Below are 24607 nucleotides of genomic sequence, written 5' to 3' on the forward strand. Positions count from 1 at the left end.
CGCAGGCGAAAAGGGCTAGATGGCCTTGCCGGGATTCAGCAGCTGGCGGGGATCGAGGGCGGCTTTGATGGCGTGCTGCGCCTCGCGGCTCCGCGCGGACAGTTCCAGGGCCGCCCAGTCGCGCTTGATGGTTCCCACGCCGTGCTCGCCGGTGACGGTGCCGCCGAGGGCGAGTGCCACCCGGACCAGCTCCGTTGCCGCCTCCTGCAGGGCGGCGGGCGGGCGGGCCGGGTCGCCGCCGGGCCCCCTGCCCAGGGTGATCAGGGGATGGAGGTTGCCGTCCCCGGCGTGCGAGACCGCCGAGATTTTCACGCCGAAGCGTGCCTCCAGCGCGGGGAAGGCTTCGTAGACTTTGGGCAGCTGTGACTTCGGCACCGCGATGTCCTCGCCAATGAACCACTGGTCCCGGGGCAGTCCCCGTCCGTGGCGGCGGAGTCCCCACAGGCGGACGCCCTCGCTGTCCGATTCAACGGTGACCCTCCCGCCACTGCGGGTCAGGGCCGCGGTGAGGTCGGCCGCCTGCTCGTCGATTCCGTAGCCGTCGAGCTCGACCAGGATCAGCGCGGCGCCGCGCTCCCGCAGTCCCGAGGCGGAGTGCTCATCGATGTTCGCCAGGGTGGGGGTGTCGAAAAACTCGATCGCGGCGGGCCGGACCGGAGACAGCGTGATGGCCGAGAGGCCGGCAGCGCCGTCGGCGGTGCTGTCGAAGAACGCCGTGAGCGTCCGGCGTGCCACCGGGATCGGGTGGAGGCGGACCGTTGCCCTCACGACGATGCCCAGGATGCCCTCCGATCCGACAAAGAGGGAGACCAGGTCCAGCCCGGTGACTCCCTTGATGGAACGGTGGCCGACGCTGATCAGGCTGCCGTCGGCGAGGACGACGTCGAGGGCCAGGACTGATTCCCGGGTCACGCCGTACTTGGCGCACCGCAGCCCGCCGGCGTTGGTGGCGATGTTGCCGCCGATGGAGGAGATTTCGAAGCTTGCGGGGTCCGGCGCGTAGAACAGGCCGTGTGGTTCCAGGTGGGCGTTCAGGTCCGCGTTGATGACGCCGGGTTCGACGACGGCGACGCCGTCCAGCGGCGACACCTCAACGATGCGGTTGAGCCGCTCCGTCGACAGGACCAGCTGGTCCGGGTGGGCGCTGGCGCCGCCGGAGAGTCCGGAACCCGCGCCGCGGGGCACCACCGGGACACGATGCTCGGCGGCGGCGCGCACCACGGCCTGGACCTGCTCGGCGGTGGCGGGGAAGGCGACGGCAGGACCGGTTTGGGACGACACAACTGTCTTCGCCGTCGCTGCGTCATGGAGGTAGTGGTTTGTCAGGGCTGACGACCGCCACACTTCGATTTCCGGGTGCTTTTCGGCGAGATCAAGGACGAGTTTTTCGCCAGCGCGGGTCACGGCTTCGGTTTGTGTTGTTGTCACCTGGGGTCGCTTTCTTCCTGAAAGTGACAGCCATTTTCCGAAACATTATTCGCTGGCGGCGTCATCTCAAGGGATCGGTTTTCCGGTCCTAAGCGGGCCGGAACTGTTCTCTCCCTGAAAAGTATTCGCGGCGGGAATAATCCTCCAACTTCCCCTGACGCACATTCACACAAATCTCAATTTGAAGTAACGCCAATTCTCGGTTCCACAAATTAGTTCATAAAACGACATGCCTGAACGCATTTCTTCATCGAACCTATTCAGCCCGGTCAGGCCCGCCTAGAGCGCCACACTGTCGGCGTAGACGAGGCGGGGCACGCGGGCACTGCGCTCACCAGGGGCAGGGTCGGCGTCGAGCAGTTCATGTTCCTCGACCAGCACCCGCCACAGCGGGTCCGGGCTGCCCGGCTGGCGCAGGCCGGGGATTCCTGCTGACTCCCCCGACGGCGTTCCCGCACCTGCCGGCAGGTTGATGGCCCCGGACCAGGTGGCCCGGAATCCGCCGCTCTCCTCCACGCTGACAGCCAGCAGCAGCCAGCTGGACACGGTCTGCCATTCCAGGTCCCCCGCACCGGCAGCCCGGCTTTGCACCGAAGCACGGACCGTCCGGGACTGCTGCAGGCGGGATGCCCTGGTGGCGGCCTCCCCGGTGGGACTGTCGGCGCTGAGCTGTTCCCCCGGCAGGCCCGGGGCCCCGTGCGGATCCCAGCGGAGCCAGCTGACGACGCCGGTCAGTGTTACCTGGACGTGCCCTGCGTCCGGCCGGCTCACCGTCAGCGTACGGGCGGGCAGCGGCTGCACCCAGCTGGTCAGCGCCACCGGAGAGAGCTCGCAGCCGGGGATCGAGTGCGGCTGGTACCTGGCCACGGCCAGGCGCACGAAGGGCCACAGTGCTGGAGTCTCATGGATGGCTACATCGACAAACCAGCGGCCCGTTGCCTCGTTGTACTCCGGCCGGTAGCCCAGGACCCGCACCGACGGGCGGCCCCGGACATCCCGCAGCGGCACCGACGCGGCGACGGCCACCGGATTCCCGGGCGCGTCAGGCCAGCCGCGGTCCCGTCCGCCGGGAGGCGTGCCTCCGAGCGGCGGGCTGATGCCGACGCCTTCCGCTGCGCCCGTTTCCACGAGGTCAAGCATGAGCTGGTCGACCGTGAGCAGGGGCGGGACGGTGGGCGAGGACGTGCTGCCGCCATGCTGGATGATCGGGTCTGCTGCCCACAGGCTGGTGGCGCCGTCCGGTGCCTGCCTGGCCTTGGGCCGGCGGGCCCAGGAACCGTCCGGCTGCTGCACCCATTCATCGGGGTCGAAGACGAGCACGCCGAGCAGTTCCCCGTCGCCGGACGAGAACCACGGGCGGGCCAGCCAGATGCGCACGCCGGAGCGCCGAACCTGCCGCCAGGCGAAGGGGCCGGCCGGTTCGGGCGCCGACTCCCAGCGCAGCAGCGGTACAGCATCGACTACAAAGGGCGCGGCGGGCCGGGCCGACGAGGGAATGTCGAGCTCCACCGGCTTGCCGGCCAGGGCCGGATCCTCCGGGTCAGGCAGCTGCGGGAAGTACTCCGGGTAGCGGGTGGCGCCGGAGGGCACGTACGTGACGCGCCGGTAGTGGGTGTCCTCGAAGGTCTGCAGCATCCGGTGGAAGCCGATGTTCCCGAGTGCCTTTGCCAGCGGGCCGGCCGGCAGGAAGTCGTACAGGAACAGCACCCCGGTGCGCTCGGCTGCAGCGACGGCGGAACGCACCACGACGTCGGACCTGGACACCGTCTGGGGACCCGGGGCGGCGGGGTCGTCCACTGTCTCGGTCCACCGGGCGCGCACCAGCAGGGTGTCGGTGCTGGGTCCGTGCACGTCCATCAGTCCGGTCAGGGCCGCCACCGCACGGCCGGGCGGGCGCAGGAACACCTCAAGTGCACGAAGTTCAGGCGGCCGGACCGGCGCGGGAACGGCGTGGACCAGCCGAAGGTCCGTCGACGGGGTCAGCCACCAGGTCCAGCCCGAGGACGCCGCACGCATGAGTGCGGCCGCGGCAACCACCTCGTCGGTGGTGTAGCCGTCGTCGGGGTCTGCGACGCTGGCCAGGTGCGACCGCCACAGGCCGAATTTATCCAGTGATGCCAGGTCCAGGGTGCTGGAGAGCGCCACCCGCACCTGCTCCCCCGGCGGGACGGACACGCGGACTGCGTGGCCGTCGACGCGGGCGGCCAGCGTGTCCCCGGGCTCCAGGACGAGCCGCAGCGGCTGCAGCGAAGGCCACGATCCCGGGTACGGGACGGTGACGGACTGCAGCGCGCGGGGCTCACGGAGTCCATGCGGCGCGCCCGCCTCGTAGAACACCAGCGACACGCCCGTGGCAAACGGGTCGGGAAGGTAGGGCAGCCGCAGGGCGTCGGTGTGGTGCACCCCGTACTGGCCCTCGCCGATGGGCCGGCCGCGGTCGGCAGTGATGTCAGCCAGGGTGGCCCGGTGCGCCGAGCCGGTGTCCGCCCCGGGCCGGTCCACGAGGGCGATCCCGGTTTGCTCGTCCGTGGCCCGGGCGTCGGTGAGGCTTGGCACGAACTGGTCCAGCAGGGTCCCCCGTTCGGCGAGGGCCACCGCGTAGAGCCGGCGGATCTCGGCGGCGTTGCCGGTGCCGATGGCGGCGTCGAAATAGCCGGCGGCCTCGGCTTCCAGCTGGGTGGCCTTCGGCGGCGCGATGTGCCGCTCGGCGGCGGGCCGCGCATCCGGGTGTTCGCCTGGAAGACCCTCACCCACCGGCAGGCCGCTGCGGACTACCAGGTGGGCCGGTTGCTCCCCCGTTCCCAGCTCCTGGCGCGCTACGAGGGCGGGGGCCGGAACGGGTTCCCACCGAAGGTAGGGCCGGGGCGTAGTGACGGCGGGCCGGGCGGCCAGCCGCACTTCCTCGGGAACCTGCAGGTCATCGTTCCGTGCCAGGCGGGCAAAGTCGGCGGGGTCGACGCGCAGCTGCGGCCGGACACGGAGTGTGTCATTGGATTCCGCAAGGATGCGCGATGCCGCCGCAACGTCATCGAGCATGCGCTGCGCCGGCGCCGCCCCCTCGGCAGCTGACGCCTGGGCGACGAGTCCCGCCAGTGTGGCATCGATGTCCGGGTCGCCGGACAACAGCTCCGCGGGCAGGGCGTTTTCCGGTGCGGGTCCCCCGGATGCCTGCCCGGCGGTACGCAAATGCTCGACGACGGCGGCGCGGCGGGCCGCCGCCACCCCGGCCCGGTCGCGCGCACGGTAGGAGATCCGCAGCCGGTCAAGATGGGTGCGGGCGGCGGCAACAGCTGCCTCGCCGGGAGCAGCCGGCGGCATCCGGTGGTGGGGCGCCACCTGGGGCACGGAGTTGCCGGCCAAGTCCACGGCGAGCACGCGGAAACTGTAGGACGTGGCGTACCGCAGCCGCGGCAGCGACCCCGGTTCCACCCTGGTGGTGATGTGTGCACCGTCGATCGGCTCATCCGGCGGGGTGTCGACGACGGCTTCCGTGGCGCCGTCAGGCCCGGGCGGTTCCACGTGCACGACGGTCAGTCCTGGCCGCGGGGCGGACAGGCTCCAGCCGTCCCAGCCGGCCACCACCTCGTGCAGGTAGTACCCGTTGGTGGTGTCACCCGGGGCGCGGTTGAGTGCGGAGAGCTGGAGGAAGCCGGTGTCGGCCGCGTCCGCCAGGACGGTCACCTCGCCGGGCTGCCCGGTCACCGTGACACGGCGGCGGTGCAGGCTGTGCCACTGCCTCGTGGCGTCGTCCCAGACCTCCACCCGGAGGCCGCGGACAACGTCGTCCAGGAGCAGTTCGCGGCTGCCGTCGTCCGAGGCCAGCTGCTCGGCCTGCTGCACGCGGGCCCGAAGCTGGGCGGCCCGGTTGCGGCGCGCCAGGGCAAAGCCGGTGGCGCGCAGGGTACCGGGCGCCGACGTGGCGGGGTCGCCGTTGGCCTCGCCCGCGTACTGGCGGGCGAGGTTACGGACATGCTGGTCCAGTTTGAGTCCGGACGCGTCAGGGTCGGCGTCGAGCACCACCCAGTCGTCATCGCCGAGCGGCAGCGCGCCGCCCACCCAGGCATTGCTGGACCTGGCCGCGAACACCGGACCTTCCACCAGCACCGACGTGCGCCGCGGCGGGAGGACCTCGACGTCGGCATCCGGCGTCGAAATGGCGACACTCACCCAGGTGGCACCCGCCAGGGCGGCCCGCGCACCGGCGGCGTCGACGCCGTCGAGCACCACATCAACGGCGAGGCCGAGCCGGCGCAGCAGCGCGGGCGTCGAACCGAAGGACGCCGCCTTGGCGTGGAAATCGTGCTGCGGCCGGACCGGACGCGGCGTGGGCGGCGCGTCCGGATCAGGCACGGTCCGCGGTTCCTGCTGCGGCTGTTCCGGCCGTTCGTAGTACCGCCGCATTGCATGGGCATCCACCATCAGCTGCAGCTGCGGATTGGCCGAGAGGTCCCGCCCAATGAGCCTGTCGAGGTTCCGGGTCACGCGCAGGTCGGCGTTGGGGTCGTCCAGCAGCACCTGCACGGGCGAGGGGTTGTCGGCGATCTCCGACTGGTAGGGCGGCAGCGGCGGGAGTTCGCGGCCGTGTCCGCGTTCCGGGTCCGCGTCCTCCGGGTCTGTCAGCGGGCCGATCGTGGCAAGGGCATCACGCAGACGCTGCGCGGGGACCTGAAGCGCGCGGCGTGAACGTGCGGGGGCGTCCCGGAGCAGCCGCCGCAAGGCGCCCCGCTCGTCCAGGTTGGCCAGCGTTTCCAGCAGGCCGCCCGCCACCGGGTCGGTTGCCAGTCCGGGCTTAAGCGCCGGCGCGGCGGTGATGGCCGCGAGCTGCAGGTCCACGGCGTGGTCGCTCATCCGGCTCGCGGGATTGGTGCGCCAGGTTTCGCCGGACAGCACGGGCGTGGGGAACGTGGCCACCGGGGTCCCGGGCGGCAGGACGGCGGCCCAGGAGCCGGTGTCGGCGGCGGACACCACCCGCAGCGGCAACGCCGTGCCCGGATTCAGCGAGGCGGTCAGCATCAGGGTGCAGCCCGCCAGGGTGCCCGGCCAGTCCGCAGCCGCCGGATAGCCCGACAACAGGGCACCGCCGCCCGTCAGCTTGTGGGTGATGAAGATGGTGAGGTGGAACGGCGCGTCGTCGGCCAGGGAGTACGGCAGTGCGGTGGCCAGGACAGTGGTGGGCATTGGTTCCTCCTGCTTTAGGCCGGCACGGGCGCGAACGCACCGCAGTACTCGGCCCAGTCCGCGTTCATGCCGTCCGCGTCGGGCGGCATGACCTGGTACATCGTGGGGTCCCCCTTCGAACCTGCGAGTTTGCGTTCAACGGAGATCTCCACTGAGGCGGAGAAGAACAGCACCTCCACCTCCACCACCAGCGAGGCACGGCCGATCAGCTTGCCGGTCTCGAAGTGGTACACCAGAGACAGTTCAAGGGTGATCGACGCACTGATCAGCCCCAGTACGTCCACCTCGCCGCGGATGCGGAAATACGCGGCGAGCAGGCCCTTGTCCGCCTCGAGCCGGAGGTAGACGCCGACGGCGATGGATACCGAACCGGACGCCACACCCAGGTCCACCGACAGGCACGCGCACGCCTCGAGTCCCAGTTCCAGGAGCACCAGACCCTTCGGCGACGCCCGCAGGACCAGCCACCCGCCGCCGCCGATGCACATCACCGTGAGCCGGAATGGTGCCTCCTTGGAGCAGAAGTTGAAGCCCACCGTCAGTGCCTCGCCGAGGAACGGGACCCGGGCGTCGGCGCCGAGTGAGATGTTCTCGAGGCTGAACACTCCGACGGACACGTTGGGCAGCGTCAGGTCGAAGCCGGCGGTCACCCCGGACGGGGTGACGTCCACGTAGGGCGGGTCGGAGAACCCGTCGAACGGGATGAGCTCACGCAGCCGGTCCACGAACGACAGCGGCCCAAGGAAACCGATGCCGCCGAAGACCACGTCCACCTCGGGCTTGCCGGCCGATCCGGCATGGAACCCGATCCGCCGGAACATCAGCCTCATCAGGGCGGCGGACCCGTCGCCGATCAGGTTCAGGTCGAAGTCGACGATCTCCGCCACGATGTCCACTGCCGGCGGGGCACTTGCGGATGCCCGGACTTCGACGTCAACGTGCAGGGCGTGTTCGTCCTTCGGCTTGAAGATGTTGGGGACACCCGGCAGGCCCCAGGGCTTGATCGCCGGGCGCCAGCGCATCTGCGCGGTGACCTGTCCGCCGGCCGCACCCTGCAGCAGCTGCGCCAGGCCGGCGGCGTCCTTGGCGAGCCCGGTGAGGGTCTTCAGCGCCTGCACCGGCTTTTCCAGGGCCGACCGAACGGCGGCGGGAACCCCTGGCACACCAACGGCGTCCAGGAGCGGCTGGAGTTCCGCGGCGAGGGCTACGGCGGCAGTGCTGACGGCGTCCGGGCTGCCCGGCAGGCCCCGGACGGCGTTGATGAGCGCGTCGAGTCGCGCTTCCAGCGCCGCGGTCCGCGCGTCGAGCCGGTCCTTGGCGTGTTGCGCGACCGCACGCGCGCCGTCGTGCGCTGCACCCGAGACCTCACTGGCCAGCCGGGTGCCGGCGTCGTCCAGCCCGTCCCGGAGGCGCTGCGCCTCGGTGAGCAGCCTGGTGACGGCGTCCACGGCGTCGGAAACAAACGCCGGGGCCTCGTCGAAAGCGGCCACTTTGAGCAGGTCCAGCAGGCTGAAGAGGCCGAACAGTTTGGGCATGGCACCGGACAGGAACGATGCCGGGTCGAACGTTCCGGCGTCGAACGGCGAAGGCGCGTTGCCGCTTTCGCCGATCGCGCCCAGGGCGCGGGAGATCCCCTTGACGGACAGGTTGGGGGCGATGAACCCGCCGGCCCGGTCGGAACCGCTGGTGAAGTCGACGGCGGCCGGCGGGCTTTTCAGGGCGAGGACCAGCTCACCGGCGTTGGGCGTCCCCGGCACCGGTTTGTCGTCACGGCCCCGGGCCGGCAGGCCGTGGGCGAGGTAGGGCTTGGCGAAAACAAGGTCGACCGCCGGCGCCTGCGGTGCCAGGTGCCGCATCGAGGGCACCACCGCCCGCGCCTCGGTCAGGAACGGCCGCGACGTGACGTTCGCCTGGTCGATGTCGCCGTCGAAGACCAGGTGCGCGACGTCCACCGAAGTGTCCTCTGTCTTCACCGGCGGGGCAACCGCGAGCGCCTGGCCGCGTCCCTGGATCTGCCGCACCGGGAAGTACCGGGGGGACGCGTCGTCGGCGTGGAAGATGAAGGTCTGCGGTCCGTCCCTGCCGGCCTGGACGAACACCAGCGGCGCCGCCCAGCTGCGTGTCCCGCCGCCGCGGTCGACGGTGGTCAGCGTGAACGGGAACGGTATCCCGTTGCGGGTGGGCACAAACGGTTGCTGGTCCCCGGGCGGCTTATCGATGTCCGGCGTGACCAGCGGACTCACCGTGACCTGGCCGAAGGGGTTGTCCCTGTCAGCGGGTGGGTAAGTGCGGGTGGGCTGGCGGACGATGATGAACCAGCGCTGCCACAGGTAGGCCACTGGCCTGTCGCGGTGTTTGATCTCGCGCTCGGTGATTTTGACCAGGAAGCAGCGGTGCCCGAACGGGAAGAGGATCCCGGGGTAGGCCACCCGGACGTACCCGTCGCGGCCCATGAACGCCTGGTGCCGGTAGTCGACGATGTTGGAGGGGAACTCCCATGACTGCTTCCAGTCGAACCACGCGCCCAGGCTGGAGAGCGACAGGTTGCTGACCAGCAGCGGCGTGTTGGCGTTGGCGGGGTCCCCGCCACTGGTCTGGTCGACGATGGCGGTGCGGTCGAACGGGATGAGCGGCTGGTCGAAGCCGGGCGGTGGCAGCTCACTGTCGCGGGTCCAGAGGGCACGGACGATGCGCTGGTCCGCGTCGTCGTCGTCCGGTCCGGTGTCCGTGCGGACTGTCAGGTGGGTGCGCCACAGTTCTGTGCGGCCGGCCGGGCCAAGAGGCGTGGTGGAGTGGCGGAAGGCGCCGAGCCTGCTGGGCGAGACAATGAGGCGGTACGGGGCCTCGATGGCCGTCTCCAGGTCTCCCGGCTTGTGGATGCCGCGGTACCCGGCTTCGCCGGCCGGCGTCGCGTTCGGTGAGACCCGCAGGGTGAGGCTTCGGAGGGCCTCCAGCACCTTTTCCATCGTGTACGGGATACGGGCACCTTCGGGGACCTCGTAGACGAGGCGGCTCGGACCGGCTGCCAGGTGGCCCGATGGCCGGGGCGGCTGTGCGGGAGGGGGCGGCGGAGCGCCGGCTTGCCAGACTTCCTCCGCCACATGCTGGGGCGGGAAATGCACCACCAGGGACGCATCGGCACCGGCAACCAGCTCTGCCCCGCCGTCGGTGGGCTCAATGGTGCAGCCCGGCGCCTCGAGCCGCAGGTCGATGAGGTCGTGCGTGCGCAGCAGACGGACGTCGACGGGTGGTTCTTCACCCCGTGGCGCCATCAGGCGGACACCGTCCGGGGCGTGACAGTCAGCCGGATGCCGGCGTTCGCGCCCAGCAGTTCCCGGGAGAACTCCGGAACGCCGATGCGCCCGCGCCAGAACCTGGGCGTGGCTTCCGTGTCCGCGATGAAGTCCTTCTCTTCGGGGTTCCAGTCCCTGATGGCTGAGGGAACCGTGCTCGTCCAGGCGGCCCATGCCCGGGGCAGCCCGCCGTCGGGGCCGGGCGGTTCGATGTCCACCAGCAGGGCATCCATCCAGTCCTCGGTCTGCTCCATGTGGTCGTCGAAGAAGAACCTGCCCTGCCGTTCCTTGATGGACATGAGCCGCAGCTTGAGCGCGTGCCGCAGCCGGGGCACTTCCTTGCCGGCGACCCGCGGGCGGGGCGCATGGGAGGACAGGAAGGTGGTCAGCAACGGCACGGGAGTATCAATGGGGTTCCCTTCCTTCCAGTGCTCGATCTGGACGGGGCAGAAGTGGGCGGCGCTCTGCTCGTGGACCAGTACGGGCAGCCCGCGGATGGCCAGGCCCACGTCAAGCTGGAACTCGATGTCGCTGGGGGCGTCGCGGCCTACGGTGAACCCCATCAGCTCGACCTCGATCTTGAGGTCGCCGAAAAGGAACCGCTGCAGGTTCTGGTACCCCTCTTCCGAGTTGACGATGCCGTAGCGGCCGCTGTGGCTGCGGTGCACCACGGCCAGGGGCGCACCCCGGACAGCAGCGTTTTCGATCTGCACCAGGCCGTCGCTGCGGGCCCCCACTGCCTTCGACGACAGGCCGAAAGCCACGTCGTAGTCCTCGGGGTTGGACCCCACCAGGCAGAACAGCTCATCCACCGGGAACCCGTCCTCCGGCATGCTGGTTCCGCTGAAGTCCTCGCGGGTCCGCAGGCCCCGCAGCGCCGGCGCGGTGAGGTATTCATACATCCGGTCCGGGCCGAAGATGTCCGCGCCCTGGAATCCGGTGGCGTCGCGGATGCGTTCCAGCAGGCCAAACCCGATCGCGAAGCTGATCCCGCCGTGCGGCGTGGCGTAGGTGAACACCCGGGCCACGTAGTTGGCGCCGGCGGCGGGGTCGATCGCGCCGCCGTCCACGGCCAGCTGTTCGGGGATCACGCGCTGCAGGAGCGAACGGCAGATCAGGCCGCCCATGGAATGCGCCACCAGGAAGACCTTGGGCGCTCCGGTCTTCTCCAGGACCAGCTTGATGAGTTCGAACAGATCCGCCGCTGCCCGTTCGAAGGAGAAGTTCTCCGGATCCTCCGAGAACGTTGCGGCGGCGTCGTCATAGAACCGGTGGATCCAGACGGACGCCGCATTCACCGTGCCGGCGTCGACGCTCTGGAGGTAGGCCCACTGGTCGCCGTGGACGGGAACCTCGTATTTGTGGTCGGTGATCAGGCGCAGCATCGGGGACTCGAACTGATGGAACTTCGCCCGGCCGCTGCTGTCGGCCCGGACGTGCACCGATCCCTGGCTGAAACCGTAGAACGGATCGTCCACAGCACTGTTGATCGCTGAGCCGTTGCCCGCGAACCCGCGCACGTAAATGACCGGGAGCCTGCCGTCGTCGCCGGGATTGCCCATCTCGCAGCCCTCTTTCAGTAAGTGGGCGCCCCCGCACCAGGGACCGGGGGCACACTCGTGCGGGCAGTAGAGCACCCAAGGCGTTACTGCGGTGTTACCGCCGCTGATAACGCGGCAGTAACGGGTCCGCCGCTCTACTGGATCAAGGAGCCGCCGCACCGAAGGAGCACGCCATGACCAAGACCGTCCCCCAGCCGCACTGTGACGTCCGGCCGCAAACAAGGCCGCTGCTCCGGCCGGACCTTTCCCCCGCCAGGGACCGCCTCATACGCCTGCTGCGGCTGAAATGGGTCAACGGCACGGTGCTGCACTACTGGTTCCTCGACGGCCCAGCGCCGCAGAAGGAAGCGGTGCGGAAAGCCTTCAAGGAGTGGAAGGACCTGGGGATCGGGCTGGTCTTCACGGAGGTGGCGGACCGCAGCGAATCCGAAGTGCGGATCGCCTTTGACCAGGCGGACGGCTCGTGGTCCTACGTTGGGCGCGATGTCCTGAGCATCAGCGCCAACGAGCCCACCATGAACTTCGGCTGGGACCTGACCGATGACTACGGACGGACCACGGCCCTGCACGAGATAGGCCACACCCTGGGCATGCCGCACGAGCACCAGAACCCGTTCGCCGGCATTGTCTGGGACGAGCCCAAAGTGTACGCGTACTTCACCGGCGCCCCCAACCACTGGACGCCCGAGCAGACGCTGCACAACGTGCTGCGGAAGATCGACGTCAGCGAAGTGGAAGGGTCCCCCTGGGATCCGGATTCGGTGATGGAGTACTGGTTCCCCGCAGGACTGATCACGGAGCCTGCACGGTTCAAGACCGGCCTCAATCCCCCGGGCGGGCTGTCCGACGCCGACAAGGCGTGGGTGCGCAGGTTCTTCCCGACGCTGGAGCCCACGGTGCCCGTCCTGCTGCCGTTCCAGTCGGTTCCGCTGTCGCTGTCCCCGGCCGGCCAGGCGGACTTCTCCATCCAGCCGCAGGCCTCGCGCAAGTACGAGATCGCCACTTTTGGCACCTCGGACACCGTCCTGGTGCTCTTCGAGGAGATCGACGGCGAGCTGCGCTTTGTGGCCGGCGACGACGACAGCGGCGAGGACCGGAACTCCCGCGTTACCGCGAAACTCTTCCAGGGCCGCAACTATGTGGTGCGGGTCCGCCTGTACTGGGCCGGCGAGTCGGGCCAGACAGCCGTTATGTACTGGTAGCAGCGGCAAGGGCCCAATCTTGAGCAAACCTTATGCCTAACCACGCTGATTCCTGATTCTCGTACAGGACCATCAAGGCAGCCGGGGGTGCAAGCCAGCAGAGGCAACCGGCTGGGACAAAGGTGGAATGCCATGGCACACGGGGACGGACAGCCGGGAAGCGCCGGCGACGGCACGGATTCCGGCACGCCGTCCCACACCCAGGGCACCCTGGTCATCCGCACGTGGTGGGAACCGGACCACGTGCACGGCTTCCGCGCCAGGGTCACGTCCCAGCTTCCGGAGACCGGACAAACAACCGTCACCACCGCAGATCCTGAAGAGGTCCTGGCTGTTGTGCGCCGCTGGCTCCTCAGCCGGCCAGGAACCGACAATCAGTAGGCGTCGCCCGGGTGTGAGGACTGGCTCTCCCGGACCTCGTTGACGAGCCGGAGGATGGCGTCCGACGGCGTCAGGCCCATCTCCTCCTGCAACTTCGTCCGGTACTTCTCGAAGGCACGCAGCGCGGCGACGGCATTGCCTTGCCGGCTTTCGGACTGGATCAGGAGTGCCACGGCGCTTTCGTAGAGGGGCTCCACCTCCAGGGCCGCCTGGGATGCTTCCAGGGCAGTCTCATAGTCACCGCGGGCCAGGGACTCACGGGCGATAATGTTGAACGCGTGGAGCCGCTCCTGGCTCAGCCTGCCCTGTTCAAACAGTACCCAGTCCTCATACCAGCCCGGGAGCAGTTCAGCGTCCCGGAGCAGGGCCAGGCAGGAGGCAGCGTTTCCGTTGAGCCCTGGTTGGCCCAGCGTCCGGATCCCGGCCCGGACTCGGTGGAGGTCCACGTCCACCTGGCCGTTCAGCGACAGCACGGCGCCGTCGTTGACCAGCAGACCCGGCAGCTGCCGGGACACCAGGTGCACGCTGACACGCAGGCTCTCCAGTGCCCGGGCTTCAGCCTTGTCCGGCCAGAGAAGGCCCACGAGGAAGCTCCGGGGGCGGGGGCCGGTGATTGCAAGGGCAGTAATCAGCCGCTGTTGCCGGGCCGCGACATGCACGACTTCGGCATCACGGCTGAGTTGCCAGGTTTGAAGCAGGCGCAACTGAAAATGGCCATAGCCGTCTTCGCCCATGGGTTCCCCCCAATTCAGTCTGGGTCTGATGAGCTGGAACTTATGTAGCAATGACGATCCGCAGTTTGACGCGGCATGTCAATGACATTCTGCCCGTGTCGTATGCGGGAGCCGCTGCAACTGATCCGCACTGGGCGCCGTAACGCCCGGATAACGGCCCCGGGCTAGTGTTCCCAGCATGGGCCAGAACCAGGAACTCCACGGCGGCGGATATTCTCCCGACTTCCTCGGTGAGCCTCTCGGACCGCCGGCGATCAGCGCCGCGCTTCACGGGGACACCGTCCAGCTCAACGGGTCAGTCATTATCCCCTACACCCACTTCTCGCTTGCGGTGAGCAAGTCGCGGCGGTTCGCGCGGTGGGTGGCCTGGAATATCGACGGCGGCAACCTCAAGAGGGTCAGCCGGAAGGGCATCTCCTTCGTCAAGGATCCGCGGATCCCGGCACCGTTCCAGAACGGCGACGAGCTTTACAGCGGCAACCGCCTGGACCGCGGACACCTCGCCCGGCGCGCGGACCTTGTCTGGGGCGACCTGTCCGAGGCGGAGAGCGCCAACCACGACTCGTTTTTCTTCACCAACATCGCGCCGCACATGGACGACTTCAACCAAAGCAGCAAGAACGGGGTCTGGGGGCAGCTCGAGGAAGCGGTCTTCGCCGACGTCGACGTGCAGGATTTGAAGGTCAGTGTTTTTGGCGGGCCCGTGTTCCAGGACAATGACCGCGAATACCGCGGAGTCCGGCTGCCGCGGGAGTACTGGAAAATCCTGGCTTATGTGGAGCAGGGCGTGTTTAAGAGCAACGCCTTCCTGCTGACGCAGAACCTCAACCCGTTCGAGGCGCTGGACCTCGATGAATTCAGGGCTTTCCAAGTCAGCGCGGCTGAGCTGGAGGCACGCACGGGCCTGCAGTTTGCCGACGCGCTGCGGGGCGCGGATGCCTTCGTGCCGCTCCCCGGCCCCGGCGACCGGGAGCCCCTCAGCGGCCCGGCCGATATCCAGTGGTGAGCCCCGCCGTCGTCCGTTCCTTCAGTCACGCACCCCTTCAGTCATCAACCCCGTCCGGGGGGATGGCCGTACCGCCGCGGCAGCCGCTGAACGTGGCGTTCGGGCACGAGGCGTCGAAGCCCATGCCGAACCGGGCGAAGGCCTCCCACGCTGCGCGCCGGACCGCGGTGTACTCCTCTTCGGTGAGCCGGCCTGTGCCCTTCATGGACCTGAAGGCGCGGAGGACGGCGTCGCGTGCTGTCAGGAAGGACGGATTCTTGGGGGTCAGTTTGAGGCCGTCCACTACGGCTTGCCAGGCGAGCCGGTAGCCGCGCTCCTTGCTGCCGAGGGCGGCGCCGACGCCGCGGGTCAGCTGCATCAGGGCTGCGCACCAGATCTCGCCGACGTCGTGCACCTCCTGGTAGGAGAGGTCGGCGTTCGCCGGGCCCGCCACCTGTCCGGTCCCCTTGCCAATATCGCCGAAGGTCCCGGGGTACTGCTGGTCATAGGGCCGTTGCCGGATTCCGGACTCCCGCCCCGTCACCCAGCTTCCCGTGACCAGGCGCTCACTGGTACCCGGGAAGTTGTTGATGGTCAGTGCGAAGAAATCGCTCCACCCCTCCCCCATGGACACGGACTGGTCTTCGTCCAGGCCTTCCGCGTCCAGCATGCCGCCCACCAGCCTGTTGCTCACGCCGTGGACGTACTCATGGAACACAACGTCGGAGTCGTTGGCGGTGTGCCGGCCGGTGGAGGTCACCAGGCCCATGTTCATCAGGCCGGCCACCCCGTCGGCACGGGTGCTCATATTGGCCGTGCCGACGACCCGGCCCGGGTGGGCGAGTGCGTCGACAGGGTCCGCGCCCCGTCCCAGTCCGCTGGGGTTAATGGCCTGGAAATTTCCTGCTTCCTCAGTGAAGCCAAGCATCAGGAAAAAGTCGTGCATGTAGTTGCAGAAGAAGAAAATGTTGGTAATGAACTGCTCCGGGCTCTCAGGTGCGGGGGCGAAAACGCCGCCGCTGGCCGGCGCGGTGATCTCAAACGGCTTCCTGGTGGTTCCGTTGAGGGCACGCACATTATTGCCCACCGTGGCCAGCTTCCCGTTCACCGTGCCCGTCCACGGTCCGAAGGCCGGGAAGCCGGCCGGCGGTTCGATGGGGTATTCGGTTGCGGGCAGCGGGAAGGGCACTTCGCGGAAGTCGGTCTGGGCGGGGTTCCGTGTGAAGACGCGGCCGCCCACAGCGTGGCTGGTGGAGTCGTAGAAGTACAGGATCTCGGGCGCTTCCGGGTCCTTGGTGCTCCCATCAGCTTCCACGAAGGCCTTGTACTGGACGATCAGGTCCTCGCGGGAGAGGGTGAAGAACCACGTGAGCCGGAAGCTGCCGCCCATGTCCAGGTACACGAGCCGGGCAGGAATGTCTTCCGCGAAGGCTCCCCGGCTGAACGTCATGGGCCGGGACGGCAGCGGCTGGAAGGACAGGCGCCTGAAGTCTGCTTCGGCAACATCGAGCTGCGGCAGTTCGTCGTCGCCAAAGGTTCCCCTCAGGGTCCGCGCTTTGGCTGCTTCCCGCACGGCCACCAGCAGGGCCGCTTCTGCTGCGACTGCGGGTTTGGCCGGAAGGTCCGCGGGCACGCTGACGGTGTCCCCGACCAGCCGGTCCACAGCGCCGTCGCTGTGCAGCCAGACCTTCGGCGACATGGACCACACCTCGATGCCGTTCGACATCTGCTGCAGGCTGACCACCCGCAGTCCTTCCGAGGTGGTGGTGATGGTGGGATCCGCCTCGAACTCGGGCGGGACCGCCGCCTCGAACCCGACGGCTTCCGCCACGGACATGGCGTAGGACTTGGCCCTGGCGATGAACTCCGACTCGGAAGGTTCCGCCCCGGCTTCGAAACCGGGCGCATTGGCGGCCCTCAATTCCGAACGGTGACCGGTGAAGCGGTTCACCTTGCCGGGTCCGCCGGCCGGTTCGCCATCGGCCCCGGGCGCGGCCCTGCCGGCGCTTTCCCGCGGAGGACGTGCTTCGCCCTCGGCGAAGCGGTCGTGGTCCAGGTTGCGTTGATCAATGATCTTGCCCATGACGGTGGTCCTCTCGTGGTTGTTCAGAGTCCTGCGAGCGTCAGGGCCGCCACGGTGACGGCGCGGGCGATCGCTGCTGCGTATTCGGTGTTGTGGTCGGCGTCCTCGAGCGTGTCCCCGGGGAGGTGGTACTGCCGGGTGCCGGTGGCAGGCGAGGTGTCGGCGAAGAAGTTCTCGGAGACGGCAACCGCCGCCCAGCCGCGTTCGTGGAAGCTCGCGTGGTCGCTGCGGCCGGCAGCAGGGTCTGCGCTCCCGGTGAGCCTCTGGACCTCCAGGCCGGGCTCAATCGCCGCCGCTGCCTCAGCCAAACGGTCGCCCAGGGCGTTGGAAGCGTCCGCCACGGGGCCCGGCATTGCTGTGCCGGCATGGATTTCCACCCGCCGGGCACCGTCCTGCAGGCCGGCGATCATGTCCATCTGCAGGACGGCGGCGATGGTGTCGCCGTTGGCGGCCGCGGCGCGCGCGTAGTATTTGCTGCCGATGAGGCCCTGCTCCTCGGCGTTGAACAGGACGAAGCGGACGGTCCGCGCCGGCGTCCTCCCCGCCGCCACCATGGCGCTCAAGCACTCAGCCGCCGCCAGGACCGCGGCGGTCCCGCTCCCGTCGTCGTCGGCCCCCGGGGCCGGGTCGGTGCCGGGATCGTAGGGCCGGGGCCTGCCGGCCGGATCGGCGAATTCGCCGTATGCGGCCGTTGAATCGAGGTGGGCCGTGACCAGGACGGCCCCGCCTGATCCGTCGACCCGGTGTTCGGCCTCCACGTTGGCTAGGCGGTGCCCGCGCCAGGTGAAGGGCTGCAGCGTGACGGCGAAACCCAGGCGATGGAAGTGTGCCGCCAGGGCGTCGACAACCACCGTGTTCCCGGGGTTCGAGACGTCGCGGCTGGTAACCACCCGCGGGTCGCCGTCAACCAACGGGGCTGCCCCGGAGAGGCGTGCTGTGTGCCCGCGGATCTTGGACGACGTGACGGCCGCGCGGACGGCGTCGACGGTTTCGGGTGACGGCCCAGCCGCCGCAAAACCGGTGCGGGGGAACCCGGCGGCGAGCGCCCCGGCGTCGAGCTCCCCCGGACGGGCGAGCAGGCCGGGATCGGGAAGCAGGCGTTCGGTGTGGCCGTGGCGCGCGCCGGGGATATGCAGTTCCTCCAGCGGGGTGCCGGCAGGGGCCGCGATGTAGACGCCGCCGGGTGCCGGACCGAGGGAAACCATCGCCTGCGTCAGCCCGGTCAGCCCGCCCGCCATGAAGGAAAAGGCGGCCGCCGCGCGTGCCTGGCCGTCGGCCGGCCCTCCCGCAGGTGCTGCTGCAGGTGCCGGCGCCCCCGGAATGCCCGACGGCGGCTCGACCGCCCTGTCGTCCCGCACCAAGAACGCCACGGTGTCGTCCACGGATGCTTGCTGGTCCACGGCGAAGCCGGCGTCCACCAGGTGCTCCACGCCGGAGGCAGCGGCCATGGCGAGGACAAGCCGGGCCGACGCGACGTGCACGGGGACAACTTCGGCAGCATTGGCCACCACCCCGAGGTCCGTGAGGCTCTTGTCCTCGGGAAGGCTGATGCGGATCCACAGGACCTGGCGTCCTTCAATGACCGCGGCCGCAAAAACGGGATGCGGAGCCGTGCGGAGCCCCGCCTCGCGGGCAAACGCACGCTCGTCTGGATCTTCACCGACGAAAACACAGTCTTCCGCGTCAGCGCCCGCAGCGGCCACGGCGTCGTCGAAGATCGCGCGTGAATCCTTCGGTCCCCAGCGGATCAGCGCGCCGTCGGTGAACCGCCCCGGGAACGCCGCACCAAGCGCGGCGGCAGCGTGTGCCCGGGCCCGCTCGCCGGGACCGGGGTTGGAAATGATCCCCAGTTCCGTGCCGGCGAGCGCATCGAGGACCTCGTGGACGCGGGGCCGCGGCCGGAAGGTCAGCGAGCCGTCGGGGGCAGCACTCACATCCGCGAGGGTCGCCCCGATATCGAAGTAAACGGTGGCCACGGCCGTGCCTTCCCAACCCAGACCCGGCTAGGCCCGGGCCACGTACACGCCAGCTTCGCCGAATCCGACGATGTCAGCCTTGCCGCCACCTGTCACGTCCACCACGAAGCGGGGATGCCGTTCGATCCGCCAGCCGCCCGCCGGGTTCGCGTAGCCGAAATGCGTGTCCACCAGGCCGGGGGCTTCGAAGGCGCCGCCGCCCAGGTTCCGGGAGACATAGACTCCAGCTTCGCCGAAGCCCACAATGTCCGGCAGTCCGTCGCCGGTGGTGTCGGCCAGGAGGCGGGGATGCCGTTCGACGCGCCACCCGCCGGCCACGTAACCGAAGTCGGCCACAGCCAGCGTCACCGGGCCGTAGCTGCCGTCCGGTTGGGCAAGGGAGACATAGGCTCCGGCCTCCCCGAAGCCCAGGATGTCCGCACGCCCATCGCCGGTCAGGTCCACCACGAACCGTGGGTGCTTCTCCACCCGCCAGCCCCCGGCCACGTAGCCGAAGTTGTTCACCACCAGCCGCACGGCGTCGTAGCTGCCATCCGCCTGGGCACGCGAGACGTACACTCCAGCCTCGCCGAAGCCCACGATGTCCGCCCGGCCGTCCCCGGTGGTATCGGCCAGGAACCGTGGGTGCTTCTCCACCCGCCAGCCCCCGGCCACGTAGCCGAAGTTGTTCACCACCAGCCGCACGGCGTCGTAGCTGCCGTCCGCCTGGGCACGGGAAACGTAGACCCCCGCGTTGCCGAAGCCCACAATGTCGGCCCGGCCGTCCCCGGTGGTATCGGCCATGAACCGCGGATGGCTTTCCACCCGCCAGCCGCCGGCAACGTACGCGAAGTTGTCCACCACCCGCCGCAGCGCATCAAAGGTGCCGTCCGCCTGCGCGCGGGACACGTACACGCCGGCGTCGCCAAAGCCCACGATGTCCGCCCGGCCGTCTCCGGTGGTGTCGGCCAGGAACCGCGGGTGCTTCTCCACCCGCCACCCGCCGGCCACGTAGCCGAAGTTGTTCACGGCAAGGTGGGGAACCTCGAAGCGCCCATCGGCCTGGGCCCGGGAAAGGTAGACGCCGGCCTCCCCGAAGCCCACGATGTCGGCCCTGCCGTCCGCGGTCGTGTCGGCCAGTATGCGCGGATGGCGCCCCACCTGCCAGCCGCCCGCGGTAGCCCCGTAGTTGCGGACGAGGAGCTGCGGGGACCAGCCCAGATGGGCCGGGGTGTAGCCGCAGAGGGTGAAGGTATTGCCCTTCATGAGGCAGGGGACGCCGCCGCCGGAAGCACAGTTCTCGCAGTTGCCGTTTTTGGTCCCGTACCGGCCCCAGCTTCCACCGCAGTTGCAGCCGCTGACCGCATACTCGTCGGGGCAGCCGAAGATGTGTCCGGTTTCGTGGGCGAAGACCCTGTCGATGTTGTCCGGGCCCCAGCCGTCGTTGTTGTAGTCCATCACGATCCGCGGGCCGCCGATCGACGCGTACGCGAAGTGCCCGAGCGGGTATTTGGTGAAGAAGCCGCAGTACGTCCACCGGGTGCCGAAGCGGGTCCGCAGGTCCTCAACGTAAGCGGTGACGCCGCTCCAGTCGGCGCTGTAGCCGATGGCGCCCATGGCCGGATTCCGCCACAGGCCTTCCAGGTCGGCGTTGGCCGGGTCCGCCGGGGTAGCCAGGGTGACGTTCTGGATGTCATACGCAAAGCTGATGCCCGCGATCGGGTTGGTCGTGGCGAAGTACCCCAGGCCGTTCTGGACCTCAGCCACCACCTTCAGGACCTCTGCGTCCGAAAACTGCAGCGCCGCCGTCGGGCCCTGGACGATCACGATGCCCACCGCAACGGTGCCCTCCAGGTAACTGCTGGTGGGCGCTGCGGCGAAGGCCTGGCTGTCGGCTCCGGCGTCTTCCTCCCCCACCGGCACGACGTCGGTGCAGCCCGTCATGTCCCATGGTTCACCCTGCCGGGGACGGTTCTCCTTCGCGGTCCGGAACTCCTGCGAGTCGCGCAGGCGGAGCGCGTCAAGGCCCAGCCGCTCCGTCTCGGTGAGGTCCTCCGGCGGTGCGTCAGGCGCCAGCCCGTTCCGGAGCGGCCCGCCCCCTTCCGGCACCACGGCGATCCGGATCCGCCCGTACTGGTGGATCGGCGGATTCGGATCCGCACCGCTCCGCAGTCCCGGAAAATCGTCCAGGACGGCCTGCTCGCTGACATTCAAATCTCCAGACATTGCCCTCTCCTCACCCAGGCGTACAGCAAGGACTATGCACCGCTGGGCGTTACTGGAGTGTTACGGCTTGCGCGGAGGCTCGTCCGGCCAGTCAGGGGGCTCCTTCCCGGCGGCGTCCCACGGCAGGCCGTCCCCGGGGCGGAACTTTGCCTCGCGGCGGGAAAGCCAGGCGTCCACAAAAAGCCGCTCCGCCGGCGTGAAACCTGCCGCCACATCCGCGGGAATGTCACCGGTGTACCAGCTGGTCCCGGGGACTGCGTTGGGTAACGCACGGTGTGCCGGCACCAGGACTATCGCTATCCGCGGCGGCAGCCACTGAAGGACGACGGCGTGCTGGCGCACCAATTCGAGGCGGCTGCCGGCGGCATCGTCTGCTTCCAGCACCACGAGGGCCTCCACAAACTCCTGCGGCTGATGCTTCCCCGGACGGCGGGCCATACCGGCGCTAGATCCTGGATCCGTGCGGTTTTCCACCGACACCGTCCAAAACGCCTCGGGCCTGCCGGTCCACAAGGCCGGTCAATAGCTGCTGGGATGCCCCGAACAGGATTGCCCAGGCCAGGATTTGGGGCGCCGAATCCAGCGCGCTCAGCCCCGGCACGAACCCGCCTCCCATCAGGACCAGGCCCAGGACAGCGGTCAGTGCCCCGGTGGGAAGTTTGAGGACGGTCAGGGCTATCGGCAGGCTGAACGGGACCGGGGTTGCCTCCATCCGGTGCAGGGACGTTGCCCCGGACACCGCCGCGGCCACCAGGCCGACGAACTGGATCAGGAAGATGTCGAAGGGCATCGCCGTCCGGAGGATCACCAGGTTCTTGTCGTCCCCGTTGCCGGGTCGGTACAGGGATTCCGCGGCCGGGCAGACGATTTTGTCGTCCGGGTTGAAGCAGAGGGGAATGGACTGCGGGGCGCTCAGGCCCCAGATCCCCAATGCCACGGCGACGGAAAACAGCACCACCGTGGCCACCACCACCGCGTTCCTGAAGTTCCGCACCTTGATGTACTGCTGCCGGGAGTGCGACCGCGCCGCCGTGAGGGCTATGCCCAGGCTTTCCCTGGTGTCGATCGTGACCGGCTGGTCAAGGATCTGCTTTGACAGCGCCTCAATCCGGCGTCTCCGGGGATCCTCGGCCTCAAGGTACCGGCGGACGTCCGAGTGGATCCCCGGGAAATGTCCCTGGATATAGTCGTCCGGCGCGCGCAACAGCAGCAGTGACTCGGCGGCATCCAGGTTGCTGACGGCGCACTCAATGGCGGACCCGCCGAAATCGGTGAAGCCGCGGTGGTTCCGGCCCCCGGCTGAGGTCTCGGCAATGTCAAGGTGCCTGCTGATGCCCTCGTCGAGGACGGCGAGGAATTCGTCGTTGCTGCGGGACTGCATCCATACGGACAGGGCCCGAAGCCGGGTAGAGCGCGTCAGGACCTGTTCCGCCCAAATCCTGTTCTTGTGGCGTAACCGGCCAGGGTGGGCTGTCCCGTTCTCGGTTGGATCGCTCATACCGGTTGCCTTCCGCCGCATGGCTGACCGGGGAATCCGGCCAGCCCTCCCCGAGCCCCCAGTATGGACAGGCGGCGTTACGGTGGCGTTACGGGACCGTCCTTTCCGCGGTTTACCTGGCAGGCCTGACCACCATCGCCGAACCGCCGCCGCGCCTTACGGGTTCCGCCGCGGCGGTCATTTGTCCATCGGGACCGAACTCGATAGCTGTCGCCGCACCGATTTCCGGCAATGAGGTGAGGCCGTCACCAGCTTTCGTGAACACGTGCCCAAGAGCCTCCAAGTCGTCCAAGTAGGGGGCGTCGATGAACTCCTGCTCGGCGCTGATATTTGCTGTATTCCGCTGGGACGCACGAGGGGCCGCAAGAGCCTCGGAAACGGTCATGCCCAAGTCCACCCTGTTCAGGATGGTCTGCAGGACCGTCGTGATGATGGTCGACCCGCCGGGTGAACCGAGCGCCAGGAAGGGCTTGCCCTCATCCAGGATGATGGTGGGCGACATCGACGAGCGCGGGCGTTTCCCCGGTTGGATCTGGTTGGGCTCGTTGGGGATGGTGGACGTGTAGGAGAAATCCGTCAGTTCATTGTTGAGCAGGAACCCGCGGCCGGGAACCACTATGCCGGAACCGCCGGTCTGCTCGATCGTGAGGGTGTACTCCACCACGTTGCCCCATTTATCCGCGACAGTCAGGTTCGTGGTCGAGATGTTTTCGGTGTCCTTCTCAGCGGTGGCCGCCAGTAGAATCGTGCAGGCACCGGTGTTCGAGGTCACGTCGCCTGGTGCGACAGGTTTGGTGGCGGCAGCATTCGGATCGATTTCGCAGGCCCGCTCCTTGCCGAACAGCGGGTCGGTAAGGTCTGCGGTGGGGACATCAACGAATGCCGGATCGCCCACGTACCTGCCCCGGTCTGCGAAGGCAAGCGCGCTCGCCTCGAAGTAATGGTGCAGGGCCCCGGCATGGGACATCCCGGCGAGGTCGAAGGGCTGCAGGATGTTCAGCGCTTCGCCCACCGTCGTCCCGCCGCTGCTGGACGGTGCCATGCCGTACACGTCGTAGCCGCGGTAGTTGACGTGCGTTGGGGCCCTGTCAATCGTCTCGTAGCCGGCGAGATCCGCCGTGGTCAAGTAGCCCGGAAAAGCTGGAATCACTACCCGCGGAGCAGGAGGCACCGGATCAGGAGCCACCCATGTGGGATCTTTCGGCGGAGCCTGGACGGTAGCGGCGATCTCCCCTGCGAGCGGGCCCCCGTAGAAGGCATCCGTTCCCTCCTTCGCGAGGAGCCGGTACGTCTTGGCGAGGTCTTTGTTTTGGAAGACACTGCCGACGGCGGGCGCATCGCCGCCGGGTAGGAACAGATCACGAGTCGGTGTGAACGCCGAGAACCGGACTTTGTTGTCGAGGGTCTGCTGGCGGAATGTTTCGTCCACGACAAATCCGCGGTTTGCGACCTTTATCGCGGGCTCGAGGGCTTCGTCGAGGTCTAACGTGCCCCATCGTTCCAAGGCCCGTTCCCACGTGGCAGGCGTGCCGGGGACACCGACCGAAACGCCGCTGGAGACGAGCTGAGCAAAGGGATAGGCACTTCCTGCCGGGTTTGCCGGTGTGATGGTGGCGGGGTCGATGAACGCAGTAGTCGGCATCGTTGCCGGCGCGGTCTCGCGGCCGTCGATCGTGCCCACCTTGCCGGTCTTCGCGTCGTAGAACACGAAGTACCCGCCGCCGCCGATACCGGCGCTGTACGGCTCGGTGACGCCCAGGGTCGCAGCCGCGGCGACGGCGGCATCCGCCGCGTTTCCGCCGTGGCGGAGGACCTCGATGGCTGCCGCAGAGGCCTCCGGGTCGACTGTACTGACCGCCCCGCCGTACCCGGTCGCCGTCGGAACCTTCACTATCTCGCGGGGATCGGCGAGCGCCGGACTGGTCACCGCCCCGCCCGTCACGCTGAGAGCCAGTACCGCCGTGATGGCAGCCAGTCGACGTCGTAAAGTTGGCATGGTCGCTCCCTGGAGAGGGTGGTGCGGGTTGAGGTGGGCGTCAGCCTACTCCGCGGCACCCTGACATTCAACGGTGTTTGGAAAGC

General features: G+C 68.7%; 14 protein-coding genes. 3 read left to right on the forward strand and 11 right to left on the reverse strand.

What is annotated here, in order from left to right:
• Positions 1-15 precede the first annotated feature (15 nt).
• The 4 genes from ABV518_RS16400 to ABV518_RS16415 form a co-directional block, all read right to left on the reverse strand.
• Positions 16-1428, reverse strand: a complete 1413-nt coding sequence (locus tag ABV518_RS16400; protein ID WP_367768730.1) for an FAD-binding oxidoreductase — start codon at positions 1426-1428, stop codon at positions 16-18.
• Between the two features lie 279 nt (positions 1429-1707).
• Complete coding sequence (locus ABV518_RS16405; RefSeq protein ID WP_367768732.1) at positions 1708-6606, reverse strand: hypothetical protein; 4899 nt, start codon at positions 6604-6606, stop codon at positions 1708-1710.
• Between the two features lie 14 nt (positions 6607-6620).
• Positions 6621-9878, reverse strand: a complete 3258-nt coding sequence (locus ABV518_RS16410; RefSeq protein ID WP_367768734.1) for a hypothetical protein — start codon at positions 9876-9878, stop codon at positions 6621-6623.
• Positions 9878-11461 carry an esterase/lipase family protein gene (locus tag ABV518_RS16415; RefSeq protein ID WP_367768737.1) on the reverse strand — a complete coding sequence of 528 codons (1584 nt, stop codon included), beginning with the start codon at positions 11459-11461 and terminating at the stop codon, positions 9878-9880. The genes ABV518_RS16410 and ABV518_RS16415 overlap by 1 nt, the downstream gene beginning before the upstream one ends.
• Before the next feature lie 173 nt (positions 11462-11634).
• Here ABV518_RS16415 and ABV518_RS16420 point away from each other — a divergent pair, with 173 nt between their 5' ends.
• Positions 11635-12663, forward strand: coding sequence for a M12 family metallopeptidase (locus ABV518_RS16420; protein WP_367768741.1), 1029 nt, complete (start codon positions 11635-11637; stop codon positions 12661-12663).
• A 132-nt stretch (positions 12664-12795) separates the two neighbouring features.
• Entirely contained in the window at positions 12796-13044 is a 249-nt protein-coding gene (locus tag ABV518_RS16425; protein ID WP_367768745.1) for a hypothetical protein, read from the forward strand.
• Here the strand turns inward: ABV518_RS16425 and ABV518_RS16430 are convergent.
• A complete protein-coding gene (locus ABV518_RS16430) occupies positions 13038-13778 on the reverse strand; it encodes a BTAD domain-containing putative transcriptional regulator (protein ID WP_367768748.1) in 741 nt (246 codons plus the stop codon). The genes ABV518_RS16425 and ABV518_RS16430 overlap by 7 nt on opposite strands.
• A gap of 178 nt (positions 13779-13956) precedes the next feature.
• Between ABV518_RS16430 and ABV518_RS16435 the strand changes: the two genes are divergently transcribed.
• Positions 13957-14784 carry a DNA/RNA non-specific endonuclease gene (locus tag ABV518_RS16435; RefSeq protein ID WP_367768751.1) on the forward strand — a complete coding sequence of 276 codons (828 nt, stop codon included), beginning with the start codon at positions 13957-13959 and terminating at the stop codon, positions 14782-14784.
• 37 nt (positions 14785-14821) lie between these two features.
• Here the strand turns inward: ABV518_RS16435 and ABV518_RS16440 are convergent, their stop codons facing one another.
• The 6 genes from ABV518_RS16440 to ABV518_RS16465 form a co-directional block, all read right to left on the reverse strand.
• Positions 14822-16846 (reverse strand): M36 family metallopeptidase, encoded by a 2025-nt coding sequence (locus ABV518_RS16440; RefSeq protein WP_367768753.1) that lies wholly within the window; start codon positions 16844-16846, stop codon positions 14822-14824.
• A gap of 23 nt (positions 16847-16869) precedes the next feature.
• Positions 16870-18822 carry a M28 family metallopeptidase gene (locus tag ABV518_RS16445; RefSeq protein ID WP_367768756.1) on the reverse strand — a complete coding sequence of 651 codons (1953 nt, stop codon included), beginning with the start codon at positions 18820-18822 and terminating at the stop codon, positions 16870-16872.
• Positions 18823-18849: 27 nt separating this feature from the next.
• Positions 18850-21027, reverse strand: a complete 2178-nt coding sequence (locus ABV518_RS16450) for a hypothetical protein (RefSeq protein ID WP_367768759.1) — start codon at positions 21025-21027, stop codon at positions 18850-18852.
• 60 nt (positions 21028-21087) lie between these two features.
• Positions 21088-21465, reverse strand: coding sequence for a hypothetical protein (locus ABV518_RS16455; RefSeq protein WP_367768762.1), 378 nt, complete (start codon positions 21463-21465; stop codon positions 21088-21090).
• A 7-nt stretch (positions 21466-21472) separates the two neighbouring features.
• Positions 21473-22525 carry a hypothetical protein gene (locus tag ABV518_RS16460; protein WP_367768765.1) on the reverse strand — a complete coding sequence of 351 codons (1053 nt, stop codon included), beginning with the start codon at positions 22523-22525 and terminating at the stop codon, positions 21473-21475.
• 112 nt (positions 22526-22637) lie between these two features.
• Positions 22638-24521, reverse strand: a complete 1884-nt coding sequence (locus tag ABV518_RS16465) for a gamma-glutamyltransferase family protein (RefSeq protein ID WP_367768768.1) — start codon at positions 24519-24521, stop codon at positions 22638-22640.
• Positions 24522-24607: the final 86 nt, after the last annotated feature.

The sequence above is a fragment of the Arthrobacter sp. HS15c genome, assembly GCF_040812005.1.
GTDB lineage: Bacteria > Actinomycetota > Actinomycetes > Actinomycetales > Micrococcaceae > Arthrobacter.